Genomic DNA, 20093 nt, shown 5'->3' on the forward strand with positions numbered 1-20093 from the left:
GTGGTGCCGGTGCCCATCCCAGACCCGCCCCAGAGGCGAGAATCAGGCCTGCGCGGGCGAGAAGAAGCCGAGTCCTGGATCTTCCGGTGTGCCGATCAGCAGGGCACGGTCGAGCAGGATGTTGTTGTACTCGCAGCTCGTCTCGGGCAGCATCGCGCAGGCGTGGCATGCCGCGAGATTGGCACCGCCCGCGCCGGAGGAACGGGATTCGATGCACAGGGGGTCCGCCGAACACCAGTGGGCGCGCTGCAGTGCCGAGTTGAGCGCTCCGGCGAGCCGAACGGGCTCACCTTGGGCGACCACGCCTCCGAGACTGCCGGCGGAATCGCTGGTCGCCGTGTAGATGAGAAGGCCTGCCATGTGGGGATCGGCGTAGAGGCGTTCCCGCAGCGCCCCGGCCGGGTAGCCAGCCTCCAGGCTCCACTCGTTGATCAACACGTGCGCAAGAGTGTGCAGCAGCACCATGCGGGGTGTGGCGGGAGAGGCGGGAACCTCGGCGGGCTCGGTGACTCGCTCTCTCAGGAGCCGGCCGTGGTTGTCGCGCATGTGCTTCACCCGGCGGGCCACCGCATCCTGCTCGGCCCAGGCGTCCAGGCGGTGCTCATCGAGGCGTACGAAGACGCCTTCGCCGTGCACCTCCATCGCCGGGAGCCAGTCTGTCGGTGCCAGCGACAGGGCGGCCTGACGTCCCTCGGAACTTGTCTCAGGGTCCGCGAGACGGGTGAACGCCTTGAGCGCTCGCACCTCGCGAAGGCGCTTCACCAGCATCGTCCGCTCGACACCGAAGGGGGAGAGGACCGATGCGTCGGAGACGGGCGGCTCGCAGACGAACTGCTCCTCCCGCCCCTTGTCCCGCAGGGCGTTGCCGGCCGACAGCTGTTCGTACTCCTGTCGGCGCAACGTCTGATGACTATCACCGGCGACGCTCTCCGGGGTCGGATCCTGCTCCTGCTCGGCCGCCAACAGATCCATGACGGCATCGACCGAGACCGAGTCGTCGCCGCGGAACGCCCCCTTGAGGTAGATCTCGATCTCCATGCGCGAGGAGAAGCCGCGCAGCTCCTCCCAGTGTTCCGTGAGCTTGTCGGCGAGACCGTTGCTCCATGGAGGGATGGACAGGGCAGACTTCAGCACCGGCTGCCATACCGCCGACGAACCACGCTGCAGGGTACGGGGTGCCTTTGAGCAGAACTCCGCGGGAGCGCCTTCGAGCCAGGGGCGCCTGCCCTCGCAACGGACCTTGAGTTCTCCCAGGGCGGCGCGGCGGAATGCACCTTCCATGGAGACCTCGGGCACACCGCAGGTGCACGAGACGACGATGGAGCGCAGCGAGGCGCTTCGACCGGAGAAACGCAGGCTCATCCTTCCGCCGCAGTGTCCGGTCGTTCCTTCCTCACGATTGCCGCGGTGCAACCACTTCCAGTAAGGGAAGTCGTCGAGGTGCCCGTCCTCGCACGCCACGACGAATCGGGACGGCACGAGCGGTTCCTCGTCGCATGTCGTGCAGACGTTCTTGCCCGGAGGCGGATTGAAGCCTCGAATGTGCTGCAGGGACCTGCACTGCGGACACGAGTGCCACAGGGGGAAGCGCCGGACCCGCACACCGTCCTTGCTCTCGTCGCCGGAAGCCGGTGGTTGCCGGAAGTGGCGCACCCCCAGGACCCGGGCCAGTCGGTGCTCGTGGAGCATCGGTGCCTCGTCAAGATGCCAGCTCTCGTGGGCCTTGTCGATGCCGGAGACGATGAAGGACTCGTTGTCGACGGCGATCAGCGCCCCTACGCCATACGTGGTGATCATCTGTGCCCGGCGGACGGACCCTCGGCGCGGCAGGTCGAGACGGGGAGTTGCCGGGCTGCCGTCGGTACGACGACGGCGTCGCTCGCGGGGCGGGGTCATCGGGAAGCCTCCATGAAGAGTGCGGACTCGGCGTCGACGTCGCGCAGGCTCCACAGCGTGGACCAGGCGTCGGCGCCCTCCGATTCGTCGTCGAACGGTCGGAGCAGAGCAGGGGTGGCATGGCCGCGACGAGGCTCGTACAGAAGTCCACCGTGCGCCGCGGCTTTCTGTTGCCACCAGTCGACGAACTCATCGAACGCGTCCGAGGTGTCCTGCAGTTCCTCTGGTGCGATCTGGTGGACGCGGCTTGTGATCAGCGTCTTGATCTCTGAGCGCAGTCGGTCCATATACGTGTCGATCCGGCCGGCGTCGGTGTTTTCGCGGGCCTCCGGGATGAGGATGCGGGCCAGGGCCACGATCACGGCGTGCAGACCGCGGTCACGCGCTCGAGCCGAGAACGGCGTGACCGACGTCGACTCGACCTCACGGTAGAGCGCCGAGTGAAAGTGGAGGAAGTTCTCGTAGTGCGAACGGTCGCGGGAGCGGCCCGAGTTGAGCATCACGGCCACCAGGCCGGGGTGGGCGCGGCCCACGCGACTGGTGGCCTGGATGTACTCGGCCGTGGTCTGGGGCTGGCCCATCACCGCCATCAGACCGAGGCGGTTGACGTCGACGCCGACGGCGATCATGTTGGTCGCCAGGAGGACGTCACGGACGTCGGGATCCGGGTAGCTCTTCTCGATCTCCTTGAGTCGGGCGGGGATCAGGCTCGCGTCGACCCGGCTCGTCAGCTCCGAGTAGCGGTTGGAGACCCGTACGTCGGCTCCGTCGCGGTCGGCGAGGAGCCGCAGATAGTCCTCGACGTCGTCGTTCACCTGGAGTTCGGCGGCGGACAACAGGCGCAGGCTGTTGAAGTAGCCCACCAACGTCCAGTAGGCGTCCCGGACCTCGTCGCTCGTCGCAGCGCGCATGGCCTGGTGGAGAAGAGCCGCATAGGTGCGGATCAGCAGCGTCGACTGGCTGGTGCCGGGAGCGAGCAGACCGACATAGCGACGGCTGGCCTTGCTCCTGCGGTCGGTCTCGACGGCGAACCAGGAGTCCCGGGCGTCAAGGCCGGCCGGCGGGAACTGGCGCACCTCCCGATCGAAGAGGTTCCGCCCCTGGTCCGCCGCGCGACGGATGGTCGCCGTGGAGGCGATCACCTTCGGCTCGTCGGCGAGGGTGTCGACGGCCGTCTCGTACAGACCGGTCAGGGTGCCGAGGGGGCCTGAGATGAGGTGGAGCTCGTCCTGGACGATCAGCTCGGGGGGCGGGGTCTTGTCGCCAGGGCGATCCCTGTTGAACAGAGCAGCCGTCTTCTCGCGCCACGGCATGGAGGCGAACTTGTCGACCGTGGCGATGACCAGGGTGGGGCGGGCCTTGTAAACGGTCTCGTCCACCAGGTGGACCGGCAGCCCGGAGGCGAACTCGCAGTCGGGGCCGGGGCAGCGCACGTCCATGCGGACGGCGTCCTTGTCCACCGAGTAGTGGTGGGCATCCAGCACGGTTCCGCACCACGGGCAGGCGTGGAGCTGCACCGGGTTCTCCTTCTGGAGACTCTGCCCGCCCCGAAGCCTGTCCAGCTGCTTGTCGGCCGCGTCCAGGTCGTTCGGAGTGGCCGACTTCCCCACCCACATGCCGATCGAGACGGTTTCGTCGCCCAGACGGCCGGGATCCGCCGCGCGCATCCGCTCCATCGCGCAGATGAGGATGGTGGCACGCTCGAACTGCTGGAGGGTGAGGAGGCGCAGGGTGTACCGCATCAGAACGGTGACGCCTGCGCCGTCGCCCCCGCGACGCAGCCGGCGGAGGAAGGTGGTGAACGCGATCAACCCTAGGTAGGCCTCGGTCTTGCCGCCGCCGGTGGGGAACCACAGCAAGTCCGAGAACCTGCGGTCAGGGTGGTCGGGGTCGTCGATGCCCCGCAGGCACAGCAGCATGAACGCGATCTGGAACGGGTACCAGCGCTGAGCCGCCAGGTCGGGCTCGCCCTGGCGGCCTCCCTTCACCCAGGCGCTCCGGGCGCGCTGCTCGGCCATGGCCCGGTTGGCGAGCCGGAACGCCTCCATGACATCCGGCTTGATCGCCAGCAGCCCGATGCCCTCGCGGATCCGTCCGAGGGCCTCGCGACAGGCTTCGAGTCTTTCCCGCGCGGCGTCTTCGTACGGGGTGCCGGCAAGAGCCGTGGCCTCCACGGTCTTGGCCTCGATCCAATGCTCATAGCCGTCGGCCAGTCCGTGCAGCGTTTCGAGGACCTTGACGTCGGGGCGCTCGGCGAGCCCGAGCATGTCGAGCGCTGAGCTGTCGATCTCCGGGTTGGAATCGGTGAGCAGCACCTCGTGCGTGGGCACGAACTCGGAACGGATTTCGTCGATCGCGGCGTCGCGCACGACGTCGATCAGACCGACTGCGGGCGGCGTCCAGTCCCAGTGGGCGGAGCAGCCGTGGCCCATGGCGAAGGTGGGGGCATGACGATGGAGCAGGCGGCTGGTGGCCGTCTCGGAGTCGACGGCGGCCAGTGCGGCGGGGCGCTCGACGAAGGCGGACGCTCCGTTGGCGGCCCGCACCCTCAGGCTCGGCTGGAAGAGGGCGAAGGCGTCCTGGAGTTCCTTCTCGCCCACGACCTGGGCGTTGATCAGAGTGACGGTGACGGTGACAGTGCCGGAGGGGGAAGTGATCGGCCGTACGAGGACGTGCAGCTGGACCTCGCCCGGCACGAGATCCTCCGTCACTGTCCCGGGGCGCGTGACGTCGATCGTCTTCTCCGCAAGCTCCAGCTCCCGCCGCCGCCAGTGCTCGCGCTGGTCGCTCGTGGTCCTGGCCTCCGCCCGCCGAGCGGACAGCGGCCGTCCTTCCGCGTCGACGGGGTCGTAGACGGCGGCTCGTGCGCGGATCACGATCTCGGAGGAGATCTCGGGGGCGACGGCGAAGGTAAGACCCATCGTCGAAGGGCGACGGTCGCCCGACGTCGGCGGGTCGACGGACGTGTCGGTGTCGTCGGGGCGGTTGCTGCCGAGCAGTGGGGACTCGTCCAGGCCGTCCTCCTCGGCGATGTCCTCCAGCTGTTCCTCCCGTGCCTCGCGGCCGGCGGCGCGGGGGAACAGCACGCCGATCGGGTAACGGGTGATCGGGGCGTCCTGGGTGAGGGTCTCGTCCGGGGCGTCCCCGGCATCGACGTCCGGCCCGAGGAGCTCTCGACGCAGTCGGGCCACCAGTTCCTCGCGGACCCGGTAGTGCTCGGTGTGCCTGCTGGTCCCGTGCGTCATTCCTGTTCCTTTCCGGCGCCTTCGCGGCGGCGATGCTTTCCGATCCCGGTGATGCGAGGGGCGATCCACACCCCGCTCCTGCCGAGCCCCGCATTGGCGCCGGCGGCCGTTCTGCCCGCGACCGTCTCCAGGGCATCCACCCGCAGGCCGACGATCTCGCGCGGCCAGGCGATGTCCCAGGACTGCGAGATCTTCTCCACGGCGTACAGGTCCTGGCGGAATCGCTCGGAGACCTCGCCGACGACCCGATCGTGGTGGAGCAGGTCGTACGGCGGGCTCTGCTCGGGCCCCGCGGGCACAGGGTGCCGCATCCGAAGCGTCACCGCTTCCCCGGCGCGAACGTCCTCCAGTAGATAGGTCTGTATCGCGGCCGCGTCCATGTCGGCGGAGACAGGGGGTGTATCCCGGTGCACGTCCCCCGCCCCGACCTGGATGCCATACCGCTCGTGCTTCTTCCAACCGCCCAGGTACCAGCGTCCGGTGCGAGGGTGTCGCCGTATGCGGGAGGTGTCGGGACCGATGACGTGGTAGAGGTCCTCGCGGGCCCGGGTCATGGCGACGTAGAGGGCCCTCGCCTCCGCGGGCACGTCGAGGCTTTCGTGGGCCTTGCGCAGCTCGTCGAGAGACGGCGGGGACAGCAGCAGCACCCGGTCGTATTCCAGGCCTTTGGCCCGGTGCACAGTCGAGACGATCAGTTGGGCCGTCTCCGGATCCGCCATGTCGTCGGGGAAGCGGCCCTCGGCCACCAGACGCCCCAGGGCCGCTACGTCGACCTGACCGCGGCCGGTGCGCCGGGTCGCAGCCCGCGAGAGGCGCCAGCAGCGGTCGGGCTCGACCCCGACCGGGAGCGGTATTCCCGTGAGCAGCTCCAGGAAGCGAGCCTCGACGAGCGTCAGGGACTCCGCACGGCGCAGGAGCTCGGCCACCCAGTACGGCACGGGGCGGTCCTGCAGAGACCGCTTGAGCGCGTGCTCCACCCTGTGCTCGTGCAGAAGTTCCGACACGGCGAGCGCCGCGCGGTTGTCGCGGGTCAGGATCGCGCACCGGCCCGGGAACGCCTTCAACGTGCCCAGCGTGAAGTCATCGGACAGGCTCCCGAGGCCCGGCAGGTCGAGGAGACGCTCGCGCAGTTCCGCGTGGAGCGCGGCGGCCGCACTCTCCGCACCGTCCGACGAGGCAGCCAGGTTCTGCAGGTGGGGCCCGAGGGCCAGCGCGGTGCGGGCCTCGGGGGTCGTCGCCCGGAAGTTCTCCGTCAGGTGGAGTTCGACCAGGTCGTCGTACGAGGTCCGGAGCCAGGTGAAGAACCGGTCGGTCTCCCCGGCGCGCTCCTTCGGGTCCTCGACCTGGAACCCGTAGATGCCCTGTGCCGAGTCGCCGACCACGGTGAAGCCGCACGAACGCTGAAAGCGGTCGAGCAGGGTCTCCACCAGATCGCGGCGGTCGCCCACCAGATCCTGTGCCTCGTCGATCATCACATGCGCGGGCGTCCCGAGCTCTCCGGCCTCCACCGCGCCCTTCTCGATCGCGGTGGTGGCGGCTCGTAGGCGTTCGTCGAAACTGCAGGCCATCCAGTCCTCGTTCGGGTACGCCCCGACGAGCAGCTGGTATGCCCACGAGTCGAAGGTCTGGACACGGACCCGCGTGGCTCGGTCGCCGTACCGGGCGATCCGGTCCCGCAACTCCCGTACGGCGGCTCGGGAGAAGCTCAGTACGAGGATCTCCCCGGCCTCCAGAGCCTCCTCGGGGTCGTCGTGCCCGACGAGGGCGTCGAGACGTCGCACGACCGTGTGCGTCTTGCCCGAGCCGGCACCGGCAGTGACCAGGAGGCGGGTGTCCCAGGGGAGGTCGACGACGGCCCGCTGCTCGTCGGTGAGCGGAGGGCTGTCGCCGTAAGGGTCGGTCACTTGCTGCTCCACAGGTGCTCGAACTGGGTGAAGGCGAGTGCGGTGTCGAAGTTGTCGACGGTGTCGCGGACATTCAAGATCAGACAGGTCTCCTTGCCGCCGTTGAGCGGTCCGCGCAGGCCGCGCCCGATCATCTGCTGGTACACGTTGGGGCTGTACACCGGCCGGGCGACGATGACGGCACGAGTGGCGGGGGCGTCGAAGCCCTGGGTGAGGACGCCGTAGTTGGTCAGCACCCGGGTGCGCCGCTCGCGGAAGGCATCGATACGCAGGCGACGGTCGCCGGGTGAGGTGGACGAGTCGACGGAGGAGGCGGTGATGTTCCGGTCACGGAGCCTGGCCGCCAGGAACTTTGCGTGGTCGACCGAGGTGGCGAACACCAGCACCGGCCAGTCGTCCGGCATGTCCGAGATCTCGTCCAGGATGCGGGCGTTCCGGTCGTGGTCGTCGGCGAGTCGCTGCTCGGCCGTCCGGGACAGGACACGCATCTGTTCGGCGTGTTGCTTCTCGTCACGGTCCAGCGTGATCGTGCCGCCCCGGAGAAGACGATGCTCGACCCGGGCGAGCACACCGAGCTCCTGCAGCTCGGCATACGGGTCGTCGTTCGTGAAGACGCCTTCGTCCAGGCGCCGGCCCCCGAAGCGGTTGACCAGACGACTGGTCTCCTCCTTGTTGGTGTTGCGGAACGGCGTCGCCGTGAGCCCCAGGAGGTGACGGTCGGTGCGAGACGCCGTCAGACCCAGATGCGAAAGAATCTTGGTGTACCGAGGGGTGATGGCGGTGTGCGCCTCGTCGATGATGACGAGGGCGGCGTTCCGCAGCCATGCGTAGGAGTCGGCTTCGAGGCAGTTCGACTGCTGGAGCTTGGCGTCCGTGGCGACGACCAGATGGGGTCGGTCGGTGACCGGCCCCGCCTCGTGCGACGCCCACAGCCTGTTGATGACGAGGGGCTTGTCGGCGCCGACCTTCTCCCAGACAAACCTCCAGCTCTGCACGGCCTGCTCGCACAGCTCCTCGGTCTGGGCGATCCAAAGGATCGGCCCGTCGAGATCGCCTACCTGCTTCACCCAACGGATCACCGCCTCCGCCGTGACCCGGGTCTTGCCCGCGCCGGTCGGCAGGGACAGCATGCCGCGCTGGGGAACGATCCGGTCCAGCATGGTGAAGACGTTGGCGGCCAGTCGCTCCTGGTAGTCGTGCAGGCGCGGGAAGTGCCGCGGGCCGTCGACCTCGATCCGCGGGTCAAGGGAGGGCGTCCGGAAGCCGGCGAAGGAGCCGGGGAAGCCGAGCTCCGACACAAAGGACACCGCGGTGGAGGCACCGGTGAATGACGACGGGGCGTTGCTCGGGTAGAGGTTCTGCAGGTCGCGGACGTGGACCTGGAGGACGCCGTCCTCGTGGGCGTTGAACGCCATCCGCGCGATGCGGTGGCCGTCGGGCTCGGCTCCGCCGTTCTCCTCCCGCTCGCTCTCCATGAGGCCGGGGGGAAGACGGTCCCGCAGGGCTTCGGCGCCCAGGAGGAGCAGCAGCTTCGTCTCCACGTCGGTGGCCTCGCGCACGGCCTTCAACGCGTCCTTGACCTTCTGGTCCTGCTCCTGACGCCGCTGTGCCTCCAGGATCTGTCGGCAACCGGATTCGCCCATGTGCCAGCGCAGTTCACGGTCCACGGCCATGAGGGTCTCGAGTGCGTCGGAGGGCTCCAGCACGAGGATCGTGGACCCTCGCAGGCTGCTGTTCAGGGTGCGGGGGCGCATGCCGTTGGGGGTGCGGGTCACCTCCTCCAGGACCTTGCACCGCTGCAGGCTGTACTGATCCACCTGCGAGCCGTGCATCTGGCGCAGTGTTGGGTACAGCTCCTTGAGAGGGACCGGGTCGCCGACGTCCTCGCTCCGCGTCTCACGGCTGATCACGTCTGCGTAAGGCAGCATGCCCCACTGGTTGACGAGCAGGGTGGCGTCCTCGGCCGAGGCGGCCAGCAGGGCGGGCAGGTGTTCGGCCCGCAGGGCCTTGTACTCCTCCTGGGAGGAGGCCACAGCGATCTCGCCGTCGGGGCGCGTTCCCCACTCGTCGCCGATGCGGCATCGGGTGAGCTCGTCGCCGAAGGACACCTCCAGCCGGGTCAGCAGAGCGTACGTATTGCCAACGAAGGCGTCGTCCTCGCTCTGCCGGAGCTTCTCCTGGAGCTGGTCCCAGAAAGAATCGGGCACCTTCTCGACACTGGCGGGAAGCCGCAGTTTGCGGGCCTTCTCGGAGCTGATCTCCGCCACCGGCAGGACATCGCCGTACGCGGAGAGCTGGGGGCCGACCGCCTCACCGACGCGGCGCAGGCCCTGAGAAGTCGGGACGAGACCGTGCCGCATGAGCATCCAGCGGATCGGGGATGCCGCAGCCTGTCGGGTGCTGACCTGGGCCCCGACCTGAAGGGTCCAGTTGTCGACGAGGGCGTCATCGGGCAGCGCCTGCAGATAGCGGGCACGGGCCTCGTCGGAGAGCTCAGGGAGCAGATGCAGGGGCCCGCCGACCGCCGCGCCCTCCAGCTTGATCCTGGTGAGGGTCGGGCGTGCAGCCTGGTCGGGCAGACCCGCGCAGTACGACTTGTGCAGGGACTCCCGGTACTGCTCGAACCACGCCTCCTCCTCGGGGCGGTGTCCCCCCGTGGGCCGGTCGCGCAGCCCCACCTCGCGGAAGAAGGCCATGTCGTCGGAGTGGAAGCCGGTGTCCACGGCGATGGTGGGGTCCGATTCTGAGGTCACGACCGGACCGGGCAGCAGGCAGTTCCGCATCGGCCGGAAGCGTCCGTCCGCAGTACGCACGTGCAGGATGGCACGTGGGTCCGGTATCCGCTGGAGCACCTCGTGAGACATGTGGCTGCTGCCGGCCTGGTGGAACAGCTCCCAGAACCGGGTCCACTCCTGCGGTCCGTACGCGTCGAAACCGCTCTCCAGGACGCTGACGAAGCGCCCACGGACGTCGGCTTCACGGATACCCAGGGTGGTGAGGGCGCTCGTGAGCGAAAGGTCGTCGGACAGCGCAGCGTCGACGTAGACGAGGGACTCGCGCAGGCCGTCCTGGTCGATGCGACGGAACACCTTGCCGACGACCGGGGCGACCATGCCGTGCTCCTCGGTCAGTACGATCCGCGCCTCTCGAGCCTCGGCTGCGTACGGTGAGGACGCCTGGATCATGCTCGCGACGATACGGACGGCGGTGGCGGACGCCGCGGCGGTGCCATCGGCGACCAGGGCCTCCAGCCATTCCCTTACCGAGGCGCGCTCGCGCCTGGCCGCCTTGAGGATGTGATCGGTCTTGCCGGCACGGAGGGTGTCGACGTCCGCCGACGGGTGGAGCCAGTTCGCGGGGCGGCCGGGGTAGGAGTTCCACAGGGTCAGCCAGCCGGCCGTCGACTTGTTGTCCTTGCCCAGAGACGGGTGGATGTTCAGATCGCGCGGCACCTGCAGGCGGCCGTCCTGGTCCGGCAGCGAGGGACGCTGGGCGGTGGCCTCCCAGATCTGTTCGGTCAGGTACCGGTCCGCCCAGCTGACCGTCTCGGACTCCCGCGGTCGGCCGGGGAGGAGCGGGAGGTACGCGGCGGGATCCTCGGCGGGAGCCAGCTCGGGCAGCGACTCGACCACAAGTCGGGCCGCCATACGGATCATCTCCTGGTTGAAGGGCGAGGAGTCCAGCAGGTTCTGTCGGTCCTCGTTGGTCTTCCAGGCGCCGTTGAGGATGCCGCTCAGCGTCATCTCGTACTTGGTCGGGAAGAACGACCAGAAGCGACCTCTTCCCTTGGGGGCGGAGAGGAGACCGGTGGCGTCCTTCTCGTACTCGGGCACGGCCCAGGCGATGTCGAGGGCGATCCGGTCGTGCAACTCGCCCGCGCTGGAACGGGCGGCGGCGGTGGGTTCGTGCGTGAGCGTGAACACCCGCCACTTGTTGTTAGTGGAGTGCTGTCCGGGACGCTCCTCCCGCACGGTGTGCAGCTCACGATCACGCTTGACGAGCAGGGTCCGACGAATGACGGGGCGCGGACGGCGGTCTTCGAGGACCACCTTGGCGACGTGCGGGGAGAAGAGCTGGAAGCCGACGGGGAACTCTTCCCGACCACCGGCCGGGGAGCCGCCGTGCATGTCCTGCCCGAGACGCTCTGCGGCCCCTCGGAGCAGCGGCAGACGTACGACGGTGGTGGCCCAGTGGAGGAGTTCGTCGAGGACGGGATCGGCGGCACGCTCGGCGGCGTCGTCCAACGGGCGGGCCATCCGGAGTACGGGAGCCTCGAACTCCTCGCCCAGACGGGCCGTGACCCCGGCGACGGAACGGATCTGTGCGTAAGCCCATTCCCGGTCGAAACCGAAGGAACCCGTGCTGCTGAAGAACTGAGGGGCGTCCGTCACGACAAGTACGGATTTCACTCCCACTCCGAAGCGCCCGATCTGCCCTCCGCGCTTGCGCGACATGCTCATCCGGAGAATCGTCTCGGCACCCTCGGGGGTGACAGGGCTGCCCTCGTTCGCGCAATAAAGATGGGTGTCCGTGAGAACGACATGGACGGAACCGCCCGGTTCCGCGGCGATTTCGTCCGCAGCGTTCTGCACGAGTTCGAAGAGTTGCCGGTCGCCGTATCCGCCCTGGGTGATGCGCCTTTCTCCGTTCGCGTGCTCCGGAATGAGGCCGGGGTCGACGGCGTACGTCTGGAGCACGCGCGAGGACTGCTCGATCACGGTTTTGAGCACAGGGTTCGGTTCGAGGGACACAGGGCTCCGATCCAGGAGAGGTGGCCTGGCAACATGTGGTGAGGGAACGTCAGCAAAGCTGCGTTCTACGGATGGTGGCGTAGACGGCGTCCCGACGGGGACGGTTCCGGCCAAGTTCCGAGTGCTTCGCAAGGGCAGCGGAAGGTCGTGAAAGGGGCGAAAATCGTGGCACCGCAAGGAATGTTCCTGGGCGTCATCGCATGTGCTGCCGCCGAAAGGAGCCAGAATGGGGAGGCGGCACACTTCTACCAGGGCGTCGGAGAGGCGCTTCCTCCGAGGCGGGTGGGGCCGCTGAGGCGAACCTACTCGCCTGTGTCGAGGGTGAGCAAGGGAGTTGGTCACTTCGGCAGGTTCCGATGTCGCGGAACGTGGCGAACGGAGTGAAACCAGGTGAATCGTTCCTCCGGTCCACCAGGTATCGACCTCGGAGCAGTGTCAAAGACTGTTTGACACAAGGCGCGCTGTCAAAGGGCCGAGTAGGGTGAGGGGTGCTGGGCACGACAGGCGGATCAGGTTCCGAGAGCAGGTGACCGTGGAAGCAGGCGAGGACTTCGGTCCATGGTTGGCACGGCAGTTGAAGCTCGCTGACATGACACAGACCGAGCTGGCCCTGGCCGTGGATGTGACGCGTGCGGCTGTCTCGGCCTGGATCACCGGCAGGGCAACCCCGCGACCAGAGGCGATCGAGCGCATCGCTCGCGCCCTGAAAACGGATCTGGTCACGGTGCACACTCGCACCACCGATACCCAGGCCGGCCTGCCCGTCGTCTGGTACCACCGTCGCGGACACGCGGACGGCGGCCGGGAGTTGGGAAATGCGGCGGCTTTCGCGTTCGATGCCGATGTCTCGGTCCTGGCCCGTGAGACCTGTCAGAACAGTCTCGACGAGCGGATCACCGCCAACGGGCAGCCCGTGAGGGTGCGTTACACGCTGCACGAACTGACCGGAGAGAAACTCGCCCGCTTCCGCGAGGCAATTCAGTGGGACGACCTATACCCGCACTACGAGGTGGTTCGGGAGCAGAAGCAGAAGGTCGGGAGGGTCGTCGACGCCGGACTGCGCGACATGTACGAACGCGACCGTCTCGTCCTGCTGAGGGTGGACGACTACAATGCGGCCGGCCTCACCGGTGACGACTACGAAGACGGCCGGTTCGCCGCCGTCGTGAGGCGCCAACTTGACAGCCTCAAGTCGGGTAGCACCGCCGGTGGTTCGTACGGCCTGGGCAAGGCCACCCTGTGGGCGACCAGCCGGCTCGGACTCGTCCTCATCAACTCCACCCTGTCCGAACCGCACGAGGGGCGGACCGAACGTCGCCTCGTCGGGCGCCTCGATCTGCCGTGGCGCCGGGTGAACGACGAGGCATGGGCGGGGCCTGCCTGGTTGGGGCGCCCCGACCCCGACTCGCCCGGCGCCGAAGTGGCACGCTCGTGGTGGGCGGACGAGGAGACGGTCGACTCCCTCCACCTGACGCGTGAGAGCAGCGAGCCGGGGACGTCGTTCCTCATCGTGGGCGCCCATGACGTGGCGAGTCTCGCGGACGACACCGCCGCGCCCGACGGAGATGAGGGCGAGGACGACGACAGCATCCAGCGGATGCATCACAGGCTTGTAAGGGCACTGGGCACGAACTTCTGGGCCGCGATGACGGGGGGCGGGGACCGACTGCCGCTCCTGGAGGCATCCGTGCGGACCCTGCGTAACGGTGCCGTAGTCATTCCGGAGGAGCGTGTCGACCCCGCGGTCGCCCAGCCCTCCCGGACGCGGGCCCTGAAGGCGTTCCTCGACGGAACGACCGTGGAGCGGCTCACCGAGACCGGGCAGGTCGCCGCCGTCACCGTGCCCCTCAACCTGCCCACGCAGGGCGGCGGACGCTTCTCTCTCGGGGAGCATCGTGCGGTGCTCCTGGTGACGGACGCCGACGATGCGGACGGCAAGCTCAATCGCATCGTGACGATGCGCGGCAACCGCATGACGGTCCGTGACACCGTGGTCCCCGGGCTCTCCCCAGCCAACCCCTTCCAGGCCGTGCTGCTCGCCGGTACCGCTGCCGGTCCGCAGGCTCCGTTCGCGGCCGAGGCCGAGGAGTTCCTGCGTGCTGCCGAACCTCCTGAGCACAACAGGTGGGGGCAGACCGAGGAACTGACACTCACCTATTCGCCCTCGGCTTATCGGCGGATCAACGGGCTCACCCGGGAGACCAACGCGGCGATCAAGTCGCTGGTGGTACGTCCCCGGCAGGGGACCAAGCAGGGAGGCGGCCGGCTGGCCCCGAAGCTGACCATCGGCTCGGGGAGGAAGAAGCCTCGCCTGTCCGCGGTGAGCATGCCGGTCCTGGAGGAACTCGACGCGCAGGTCGTCGAAGGTGGAGCCTGGCAGGTCATAGGGGAGATCAGGATTCCTCCCGGTGGTCATGAATGGAGGCTCGTCCCGGTCGCCAAGTTCGACGTGCGATCCGGCCCTCGCCCCGCGATCGAATGGGCCGAGGTCGTGGGTGTGGACAACTGCCAGATGGTGGACGGTACTTTGCGCTTCTCCGACGGCGCCCGCTCGGCGACGTTCCGCGGCGTGACCGACCCCGCCACACATGCCGTCAGAACGAGCCTGAGTGGCCTTGTCGTCGAACTGCGCACCGGAGAAGGGGAGTCGTCGTGAAGGTGTTCCCCTACCCGCGTCTGCGAGGCACGGTCTCCCTGCGGGTCGACTCCGCGCGGGTGAAGGCCCCGGCCCAGCCTCGTGAACAGCTCGACTCCCGTGCGCGATCCGTGATCGAACGGGTCGTGGCGCTCGGTGCCGCGGAAACGGAGGACTGGGAGACGGCCACGCTCACCGTCTCGGCGACGATTCCCGCGAAAGCCACTGATTCCGATGGGCCATGGTCCGAGGTCGTGGTGGTGGCGGTGCTGACGGACCGGACGACCAACACCCGTGTCACGTCGATGTTGGCTCGGGAGACGGAGGACGGTCGGGACTGGCGCGGTGAGCTGCCGCTGCTGCGCTGCGACCTCCACGACCGTGCTGTGTTGACAGTGCAGGTGATCGCCACGGTCGACGGGGTGCCCGGACGCATCATCGGGGAAGCCGCCGAGGACTGGATCGTCGATGTGCACAGCGACGTCCCGACCCGGGAGCAGAGCTTCGATATCAGGGAGGTCGGGTTCGCCAAGGGACCGCGCTGGCTTCAGAGCTTCAGCGAGGCACCATGGATCGTGAACGCCTCGGGGGCGGTGCCCACCGTTCACATCAACACGGACTTCGAAGGCATGGTCGATGTCCTTGGAGCCGAGGGGGGAAGGCCGGAAGGCCTGGTCAATGCCATGCTGGTTTCCCAGATGGCCGCCGAGGTGTGGACGGCCGTGTTCCACTCGGCCATCGGTGACCTGGAGATCGAGGACGACGGCACCCCGCTCTTTCCACATGGCTGGCAGGGCGAGGTGCTGCGCGAGATGCTGCCGGACGTGGTGCCCGAGCGGACCGTCGAGGACGCGTTGCGCGAGGTGCACCGTCGACGGGTGGGTGCCACCGGATGGACCGAGCTGCAACCGCGGATCCAGTACGCGGCGATGCGCAGGGCGGAGGTGCCACGGGTGCTGTCGGAGACCGTGCGCGGCCTGGACAAGCTCAATCGTGAGGACGAGGCATGACGGAGAAGCCCGATCATCTGCCGGAGCATCTGGCTCGGCTCGCCGACGAGGAGGCCGCCCGGTTCATCACTGACGGCCTTCTCGCCGGGAAGGACAACGTCCCCTCCATCGCCCTCAACCAGGCGAGCGAGCCGCTGCCCGAGAGTCCGCGCCGGCGTCTCCGCGCCATCCGCGATCTGATCGACGACGCGATGTACATCCATTGTGACGAGCGGCCGACGCAGGCTGACGCCTGGTTGGCTCCCCGTCTGCACGCGATCCTTCGTCTGACACGCGCCGAGGCCGCGGACCCTGCGTTGTGGAACTATCTGGCTCTGGGGGTCGCCCCCGATTTCGTGGTCTGGAGGCATCGGTCCGAGACGTCCAAGGTCGTCAACGCCCGGTACTTCAAGGGACCTCACTATAAGCAGGCATTCGCCCGACTCTGGTGGTCCGCGGAACTGTTCCGGAACGGGCCCGACTATGAACCGGTCGTCGTCGCCGCCGGCAATCAGGACATGCTCAACACGGTGCTGAGGCTGGATGTCATCGACCACCGCCCCACGGCCCAGGCCCTGGTCCGGCTGTTGCAGAGGGGCGTTGTACGGACGGGGCGGGATGCGAACGCCCTGGCGAAGGTAGTCAACACGGCGGCCGCGACCGTGATGTACGACGTGATCGCACAGGACGTGCCACGAGACGAGGGCGCGGTGCGAATGTGGATCGACGAGGGAGAGGCCGGGCTCACCGTTCATCACCGCCCCCTTCCTGCGGGTCCGTCCGAAGAACCCGCCCCCGAGCATGCGGTGGAGCTCCTGGCGAACACCTTCGCAGAGCTGTTCGCCGACGCCCCGGTCCGAGGCAGGAGAAAGCACGAGGAGGAGACCGCCTGACCCTCCTCCTACGGGAGGCGAGGAGGAACCCAGGCCTTCAGGGCATCGATGGCCTGCTGCTTCCTGGTCTCGTCCAGCTGCAGTGCCGTGCACAGGATATGGACAGCCAGGCGCGGCGGAATCGCGTTGCCGATCTGCTGCGCGATGTCGGTGCCCTGCCACGGGTAATCGGCTGGGAAAGTCTGCAGCAGACCGGCTTCGCGCGGTGTGAAACGCTCCTGCTCGGAACCCAGCTCGACATCACCGTTCTTGTGGACACGCTTGAGCGTGAACACCTTGTTGCGGCGCACCTTGCCGGTGACGGTGGCGGACGGCATCTCCGATGTGCGGATGCCCCGTTTCGAGGGGTCGCCCCCCGATCCGTAGTTGGAGCGGACGACGAAGTCGGTGGTCCGAGACTCCTGGAGTGCGTCACCCATGGAGACCCATCCCGAAGGCTGTTTCGAGCGCCTTCGTCCGTCGACCTCGAAGAGAGAGTTCTGTGGGTCCTCGCGGTTCTGATCCGCGCGGTCCTGCATGGGAAGCCGCTGCGCTCCCTTGCGATAGCGCTGGTGGGTTGCTTCCGGGAAGTCGAGGCTCTGCCCCGTGCTGCCTCGATGGCGGGCGATCAGCACCGCTCGCCGTCGGGTCTGCGGCACGCCGTACTCCTCGGTGTGCAGGATGCCGCGCTCCGCGTCGTAGCCGAGCTCTCGGAGGATGTCACGGTACGTCTCCCACACGGGCAGGACCGTCGGAACCTGTTCCAGCACCACAGCGTCGTAGGGCTCGCTCTTGAGCCGCTTCTCGACGATCCATCGGAGCGGCTGCAGCACGAGTCCAGTGCGTTCATCGGTCCACTCGAGGACGCGTGCCCGCTCCTCGACCATGGCCCAGGCCTTCTCCAGTTCTCCGACTGTCTTGCTGAGCCCGACCAGCTCGGCGAGGTCCTTCACCTCGTCGAGAGCCTTGTGGCCCTCGCGGTTGCCGGCCACGGAGTAGGTCTGGCACGGCGGTCCTCCGGTGAGGACGCGGGCCGAAGCCACTTCGGGGTCAAGCGGATTCACCTTCGCCACGTCGTGGATCGTCGTGGTGCGGAGACCGGCGGCTCGCCGGGTCTCGCGGGTTGACTGCTCCCATTCCACCCCGATCGTGGGCAGGTCGAGCATTTCGGCCGCGATATCCAGACCGCCCGGACCTGCGAAAAGGTCGACAATATAGGGCGCTTTGTCTGGATTGTTGCGCGGATGGGGTGCTGAGCTCATGATGAGGGGCAGTGTAGCCGGCCGAGGGTGATCATCGCCCGGGCTGCGAGGATCTGCCGTCGATGTTCAGGAACGAAGTGCGTGGGCCACGGCACGACCGAGGGCCTCGCCCACCGGCGGCGGCGAGGCGTGGCCGACCTGCCGATAGCGGGCCGTCTTCCTGCCGGTGATCTGCCAGCACTCCGGGAATCCCTGGAGAAGGGCTGCCTGGCCGACGGTGATCTTCACCAGGCCCTCTCGGCCGAGGCTCGGGTCCCAGACGAAGTCGGCCCCCGGAAGCTCGTCGCCCAACGTGTGGGCGTTCACCCCCACCCTTTCCCACTTTCGCTTGGACCCGGTCGGTCCGAGGTCCGCTCCACCGCGGTTCTTCGATCCGCCGACCAGGGTGGGAGCCACCGTGATCGCCTGTGCCGCCCAGCGGTCGGCGTCCTTCCACCCTCGCGAACGCATGGACGGGGCAAGCGCCTCGCCGACGGACACGTGGTCCGCCACAGTAGGAGGCGGGGGCCGGAACGCCTTGAACGACTTCTTCTCGATCGCCACGAGGACCCCTTGCTTTCGGTCCTGGGGCACGCCGAAGTCGGCGGCGTTGAGGAGGAACCAGCTGAGCTCGTACCCGAGATGGTGCAGCTCTGCACGGGCGAACTCGTGGAAGTCGCGGAAACCGTCCGGGTCGATCAGCGTCGGCACGTTCTCGACAATCAAGGCCCGGGGCCGCACCGCGTGGGCGAGATAGACGGTGGCCCGCAGCAGCTGTTCTTCCTCGCTCGATCCGGCTCGCGTGGTCGTGGCGTTGGACTTCACCCGTGGTAGCCCCGCGGACAACAGGTCCACGTCGTGGCTCTCCGGATGCTCGCTCGGGTCGAAGTCCCGAAGGTCCGCCTGGAGGACGTTCCAATACGGACGGTTGGCCCGCAGGGTTCGGCAGGCGTCCGCGTCCTCGTCGAGCAGCAGGGTCGGCGTGAAGCCGGCCCGCTCAAGCCCCAGGGCGAGCCCGCCCGCACCTGCACAGACATCGATGAACGTCAGCCCGCTGATCGTCTTCCTCCCCCTTCTGCTGAGGTTCTCCGGCGCTTCACCGCGGCGGCGACGCGCACGGCCACGTCCTTCGGCTCTTCGTGCTCCCAGAAGCGGAGCACCTCCCAACCGGACGCCTTGAGGTGCTCGGTCGTCTCCCGGTCGCGTGCCATGTTGCGGTCGAGCTTCTGTCGCCACCAATCCGCATTCGCCTTCGGATGGGTGGCGTGCTCAGGACAGCCGTGCCAGAAGCAGCCGTCGATCAGCACAGCCACCTTGACCGAGGTGAAAGCCACGTCGATCCTCCGGCGGGCCATCCCGGGCACCGGGTACTCGACGCGATAGCGCAGTCCGGCCGCGTGGAGCAGGCGCCGGACCGCGAGCTCGGCGGCTGTGTCCTTGCTGACCTGCCGGCTCATGCGGGCCGATACGCCGGGGGAAGACGGAACTGCTTCGGTCACATCTGCATTCTGCCGGACCGGTCGGGTTTCACTCCGCCCCGTGGCACTCCCCATACGTCCTCCCCGACCCGCACCAGCACTCCGCCCCCCGTGCCGGCGGCCACGCCGTCGCCCGGCCCCTCGCCGCCAGCGTCGTCGCGTACTGCGGTAGCAGGTCCGCGTTCGCCGGGGACGAGGATTCGGAGGCGGCGAAGGCCTCGTAGGAGGGGACGGTGGCGGGGACGATGCCGAGGTTGGGGGTGCCCGAGGCGGCGAGTTCGCGGAGGGAGGCTTCGATGTCGGTGAGGTGGGCCCGGTAGGTGGGGTACTCGGACTCCAGCTCGGGGTACGCGGCGAGGAGCTCGTCGAGTTCCGCTTCCGGCCAGTGGAGGACGGCGACCGGGAAGGGGCGGGAGAGCGCGGTGCGGTAGGAGCCGAGTTCGGAGCGGAGGCGGGTGATCTCGGCCTGGAGTTCGGCCGGGTCGGAGGAGCCGAGGGACCACAGGCGCTTGGGGTCGTGGAGCTCGTCCAGGGGGACGTCCGCCGTGTGGAGGCGGTCGGCGAGGGTGTCGTACTCGTCGTGGGCCTGGCCCAGCAGGCGGCGGACGCGGTGGCGGCCGGTCAGGAGGGACTGGAGGGCGTACGAGATGTCGTCCGTGTCGGAGGACGGCACCAGCAGGCGCGCCGCCCCCGTGAACGTCGCCTCCGCCTCCTCCAGCTCGTCGTGGGCCTCCAGCGTCTCCGCCACGATCGCCCACGGCTCGGGCCGGTCCGGGCGGGCGCTCCGCACGCCGTCGATGATCGCCCTCGCCTCCGCCTCGTGGCCGTACTCCCACAGGTTCGACGCCTTCAGGGATCGGATGAGGAGGGGGTTCACCGGCTCGGCGGAGAGCAGCTCGTCGTACAGGCCCGTCGCTCGCTCGCGGTCGCCCGCCAGCTCCAGATGCGCCGCCGCACGCAGCAGCAGCGGTTCGCGGTCCTCCGGGTACCGCCCCGCGGTGCGGAGCAGGCGCTCGGCTTCGGTGGTGTGATCGGCAGGCGTGTCGGGGCGCATGCCTTTTACCGTACTGCTGTACTCCCCT

Annotated in this window: 11 protein-coding genes; 3 read left to right on the forward strand and 8 right to left on the reverse strand. The window is 68.4% G+C overall.

What is annotated here, in order from left to right; genetic code table 11:
- Positions 1–42 precede the first annotated feature (42 nt).
- Genes drmB through ACIRSU_RS34485 form a run of 4 tightly spaced genes read right to left on the reverse strand, consistent with a single transcriptional unit; the run spans position 43 to position 11796 of the window.
- Positions 43–1896 carry a DrmB family protein gene (gene drmB / locus ACIRSU_RS34470; protein WP_403800918.1) on the reverse strand — a complete coding sequence of 618 codons (1854 nt, stop codon included), beginning with the start codon at positions 1894–1896 and terminating at the stop codon, positions 43–45.
- The gene (locus ACIRSU_RS34475) at positions 1893–5141 is read right to left on the reverse strand and encodes a helicase-related protein (protein ID WP_403800920.1); all 3249 of its coding nucleotides are present in this window, start codon (positions 5139–5141) and stop codon (positions 1893–1895) included. Before ACIRSU_RS34475 ends, drmB begins: the two co-directional genes overlap by 4 nt.
- The gene (locus ACIRSU_RS34480) at positions 5138–7045 is read right to left on the reverse strand and encodes a UvrD-helicase domain-containing protein (protein WP_403800922.1); all 1908 of its coding nucleotides are present in this window, start codon (positions 7043–7045) and stop codon (positions 5138–5140) included. Before ACIRSU_RS34480 ends, ACIRSU_RS34475 begins: the two co-directional genes overlap by 4 nt.
- Positions 7042–11796 carry a DEAD/DEAH box helicase gene (locus ACIRSU_RS34485; RefSeq protein WP_403800923.1) on the reverse strand — a complete coding sequence of 1585 codons (4755 nt, stop codon included), beginning with the start codon at positions 11794–11796 and terminating at the stop codon, positions 7042–7044. Before ACIRSU_RS34485 ends, ACIRSU_RS34480 begins: the two co-directional genes overlap by 4 nt.
- 532 nt (positions 11797–12328) lie before the next feature.
- Between ACIRSU_RS34485 and ACIRSU_RS34490 the strand changes: the two genes are divergently transcribed.
- Genes ACIRSU_RS34490 through ACIRSU_RS34500 form a run of 3 tightly spaced genes read left to right on the forward strand, consistent with a single transcriptional unit; the run spans position 12329 to position 16313 of the window.
- Positions 12329–14452 (forward strand): helix-turn-helix transcriptional regulator, encoded by a 2124-nt coding sequence (locus ACIRSU_RS34490; RefSeq protein ID WP_403801031.1) that lies wholly within the window; start codon positions 12329–12331, stop codon positions 14450–14452.
- Positions 14449–15441, forward strand: a complete 993-nt coding sequence (locus ACIRSU_RS34495) for a hypothetical protein (protein WP_403800926.1) — start codon at positions 14449–14451, stop codon at positions 15439–15441. Before ACIRSU_RS34490 ends, ACIRSU_RS34495 begins: the two co-directional genes overlap by 4 nt.
- The gene (locus ACIRSU_RS34500; RefSeq protein WP_403800928.1) at positions 15438–16313 is read left to right on the forward strand and encodes a DUF6339 family protein; all 876 of its coding nucleotides are present in this window, start codon (positions 15438–15440) and stop codon (positions 16311–16313) included. Before ACIRSU_RS34495 ends, ACIRSU_RS34500 begins: the two co-directional genes overlap by 4 nt.
- 8 nt (positions 16314–16321) lie before the next feature.
- Here ACIRSU_RS34500 and ACIRSU_RS34505 read toward each other — a convergent pair whose 3' ends face one another.
- The 4 genes from ACIRSU_RS34505 to ACIRSU_RS34520 form a co-directional block, all read right to left on the reverse strand.
- Positions 16322–17554 (reverse strand): DNA cytosine methyltransferase, encoded by a 1233-nt coding sequence (locus ACIRSU_RS34505; RefSeq protein ID WP_403800930.1) that lies wholly within the window; start codon positions 17552–17554, stop codon positions 16322–16324.
- 66 nt (positions 17555–17620) lie between these two features.
- The gene (locus ACIRSU_RS34510) at positions 17621–18592 is read right to left on the reverse strand and encodes a DNA cytosine methyltransferase (RefSeq protein WP_403801033.1); all 972 of its coding nucleotides are present in this window, start codon (positions 18590–18592) and stop codon (positions 17621–17623) included.
- Positions 18580–18990 (reverse strand): very short patch repair endonuclease, encoded by a 411-nt coding sequence (locus ACIRSU_RS34515; protein ID WP_403801035.1) that lies wholly within the window; start codon positions 18988–18990, stop codon positions 18580–18582. The genes ACIRSU_RS34510 and ACIRSU_RS34515 overlap by 13 nt, the downstream gene beginning before the upstream one ends.
- Before the next feature lie 70 nt (positions 18991–19060).
- Positions 19061–20065, reverse strand: coding sequence for an SEC-C metal-binding domain-containing protein (locus ACIRSU_RS34520; RefSeq protein ID WP_403800932.1), 1005 nt, complete (start codon positions 20063–20065; stop codon positions 19061–19063).
- Between the last annotated feature and the right edge of the window lie 28 nt (positions 20066–20093).

The organism is Streptomyces sp. NPDC101160 (genome assembly GCF_044768205.1).
Taxonomy (GTDB): domain Bacteria; phylum Actinomycetota; class Actinomycetes; order Streptomycetales; family Streptomycetaceae; genus Streptomyces.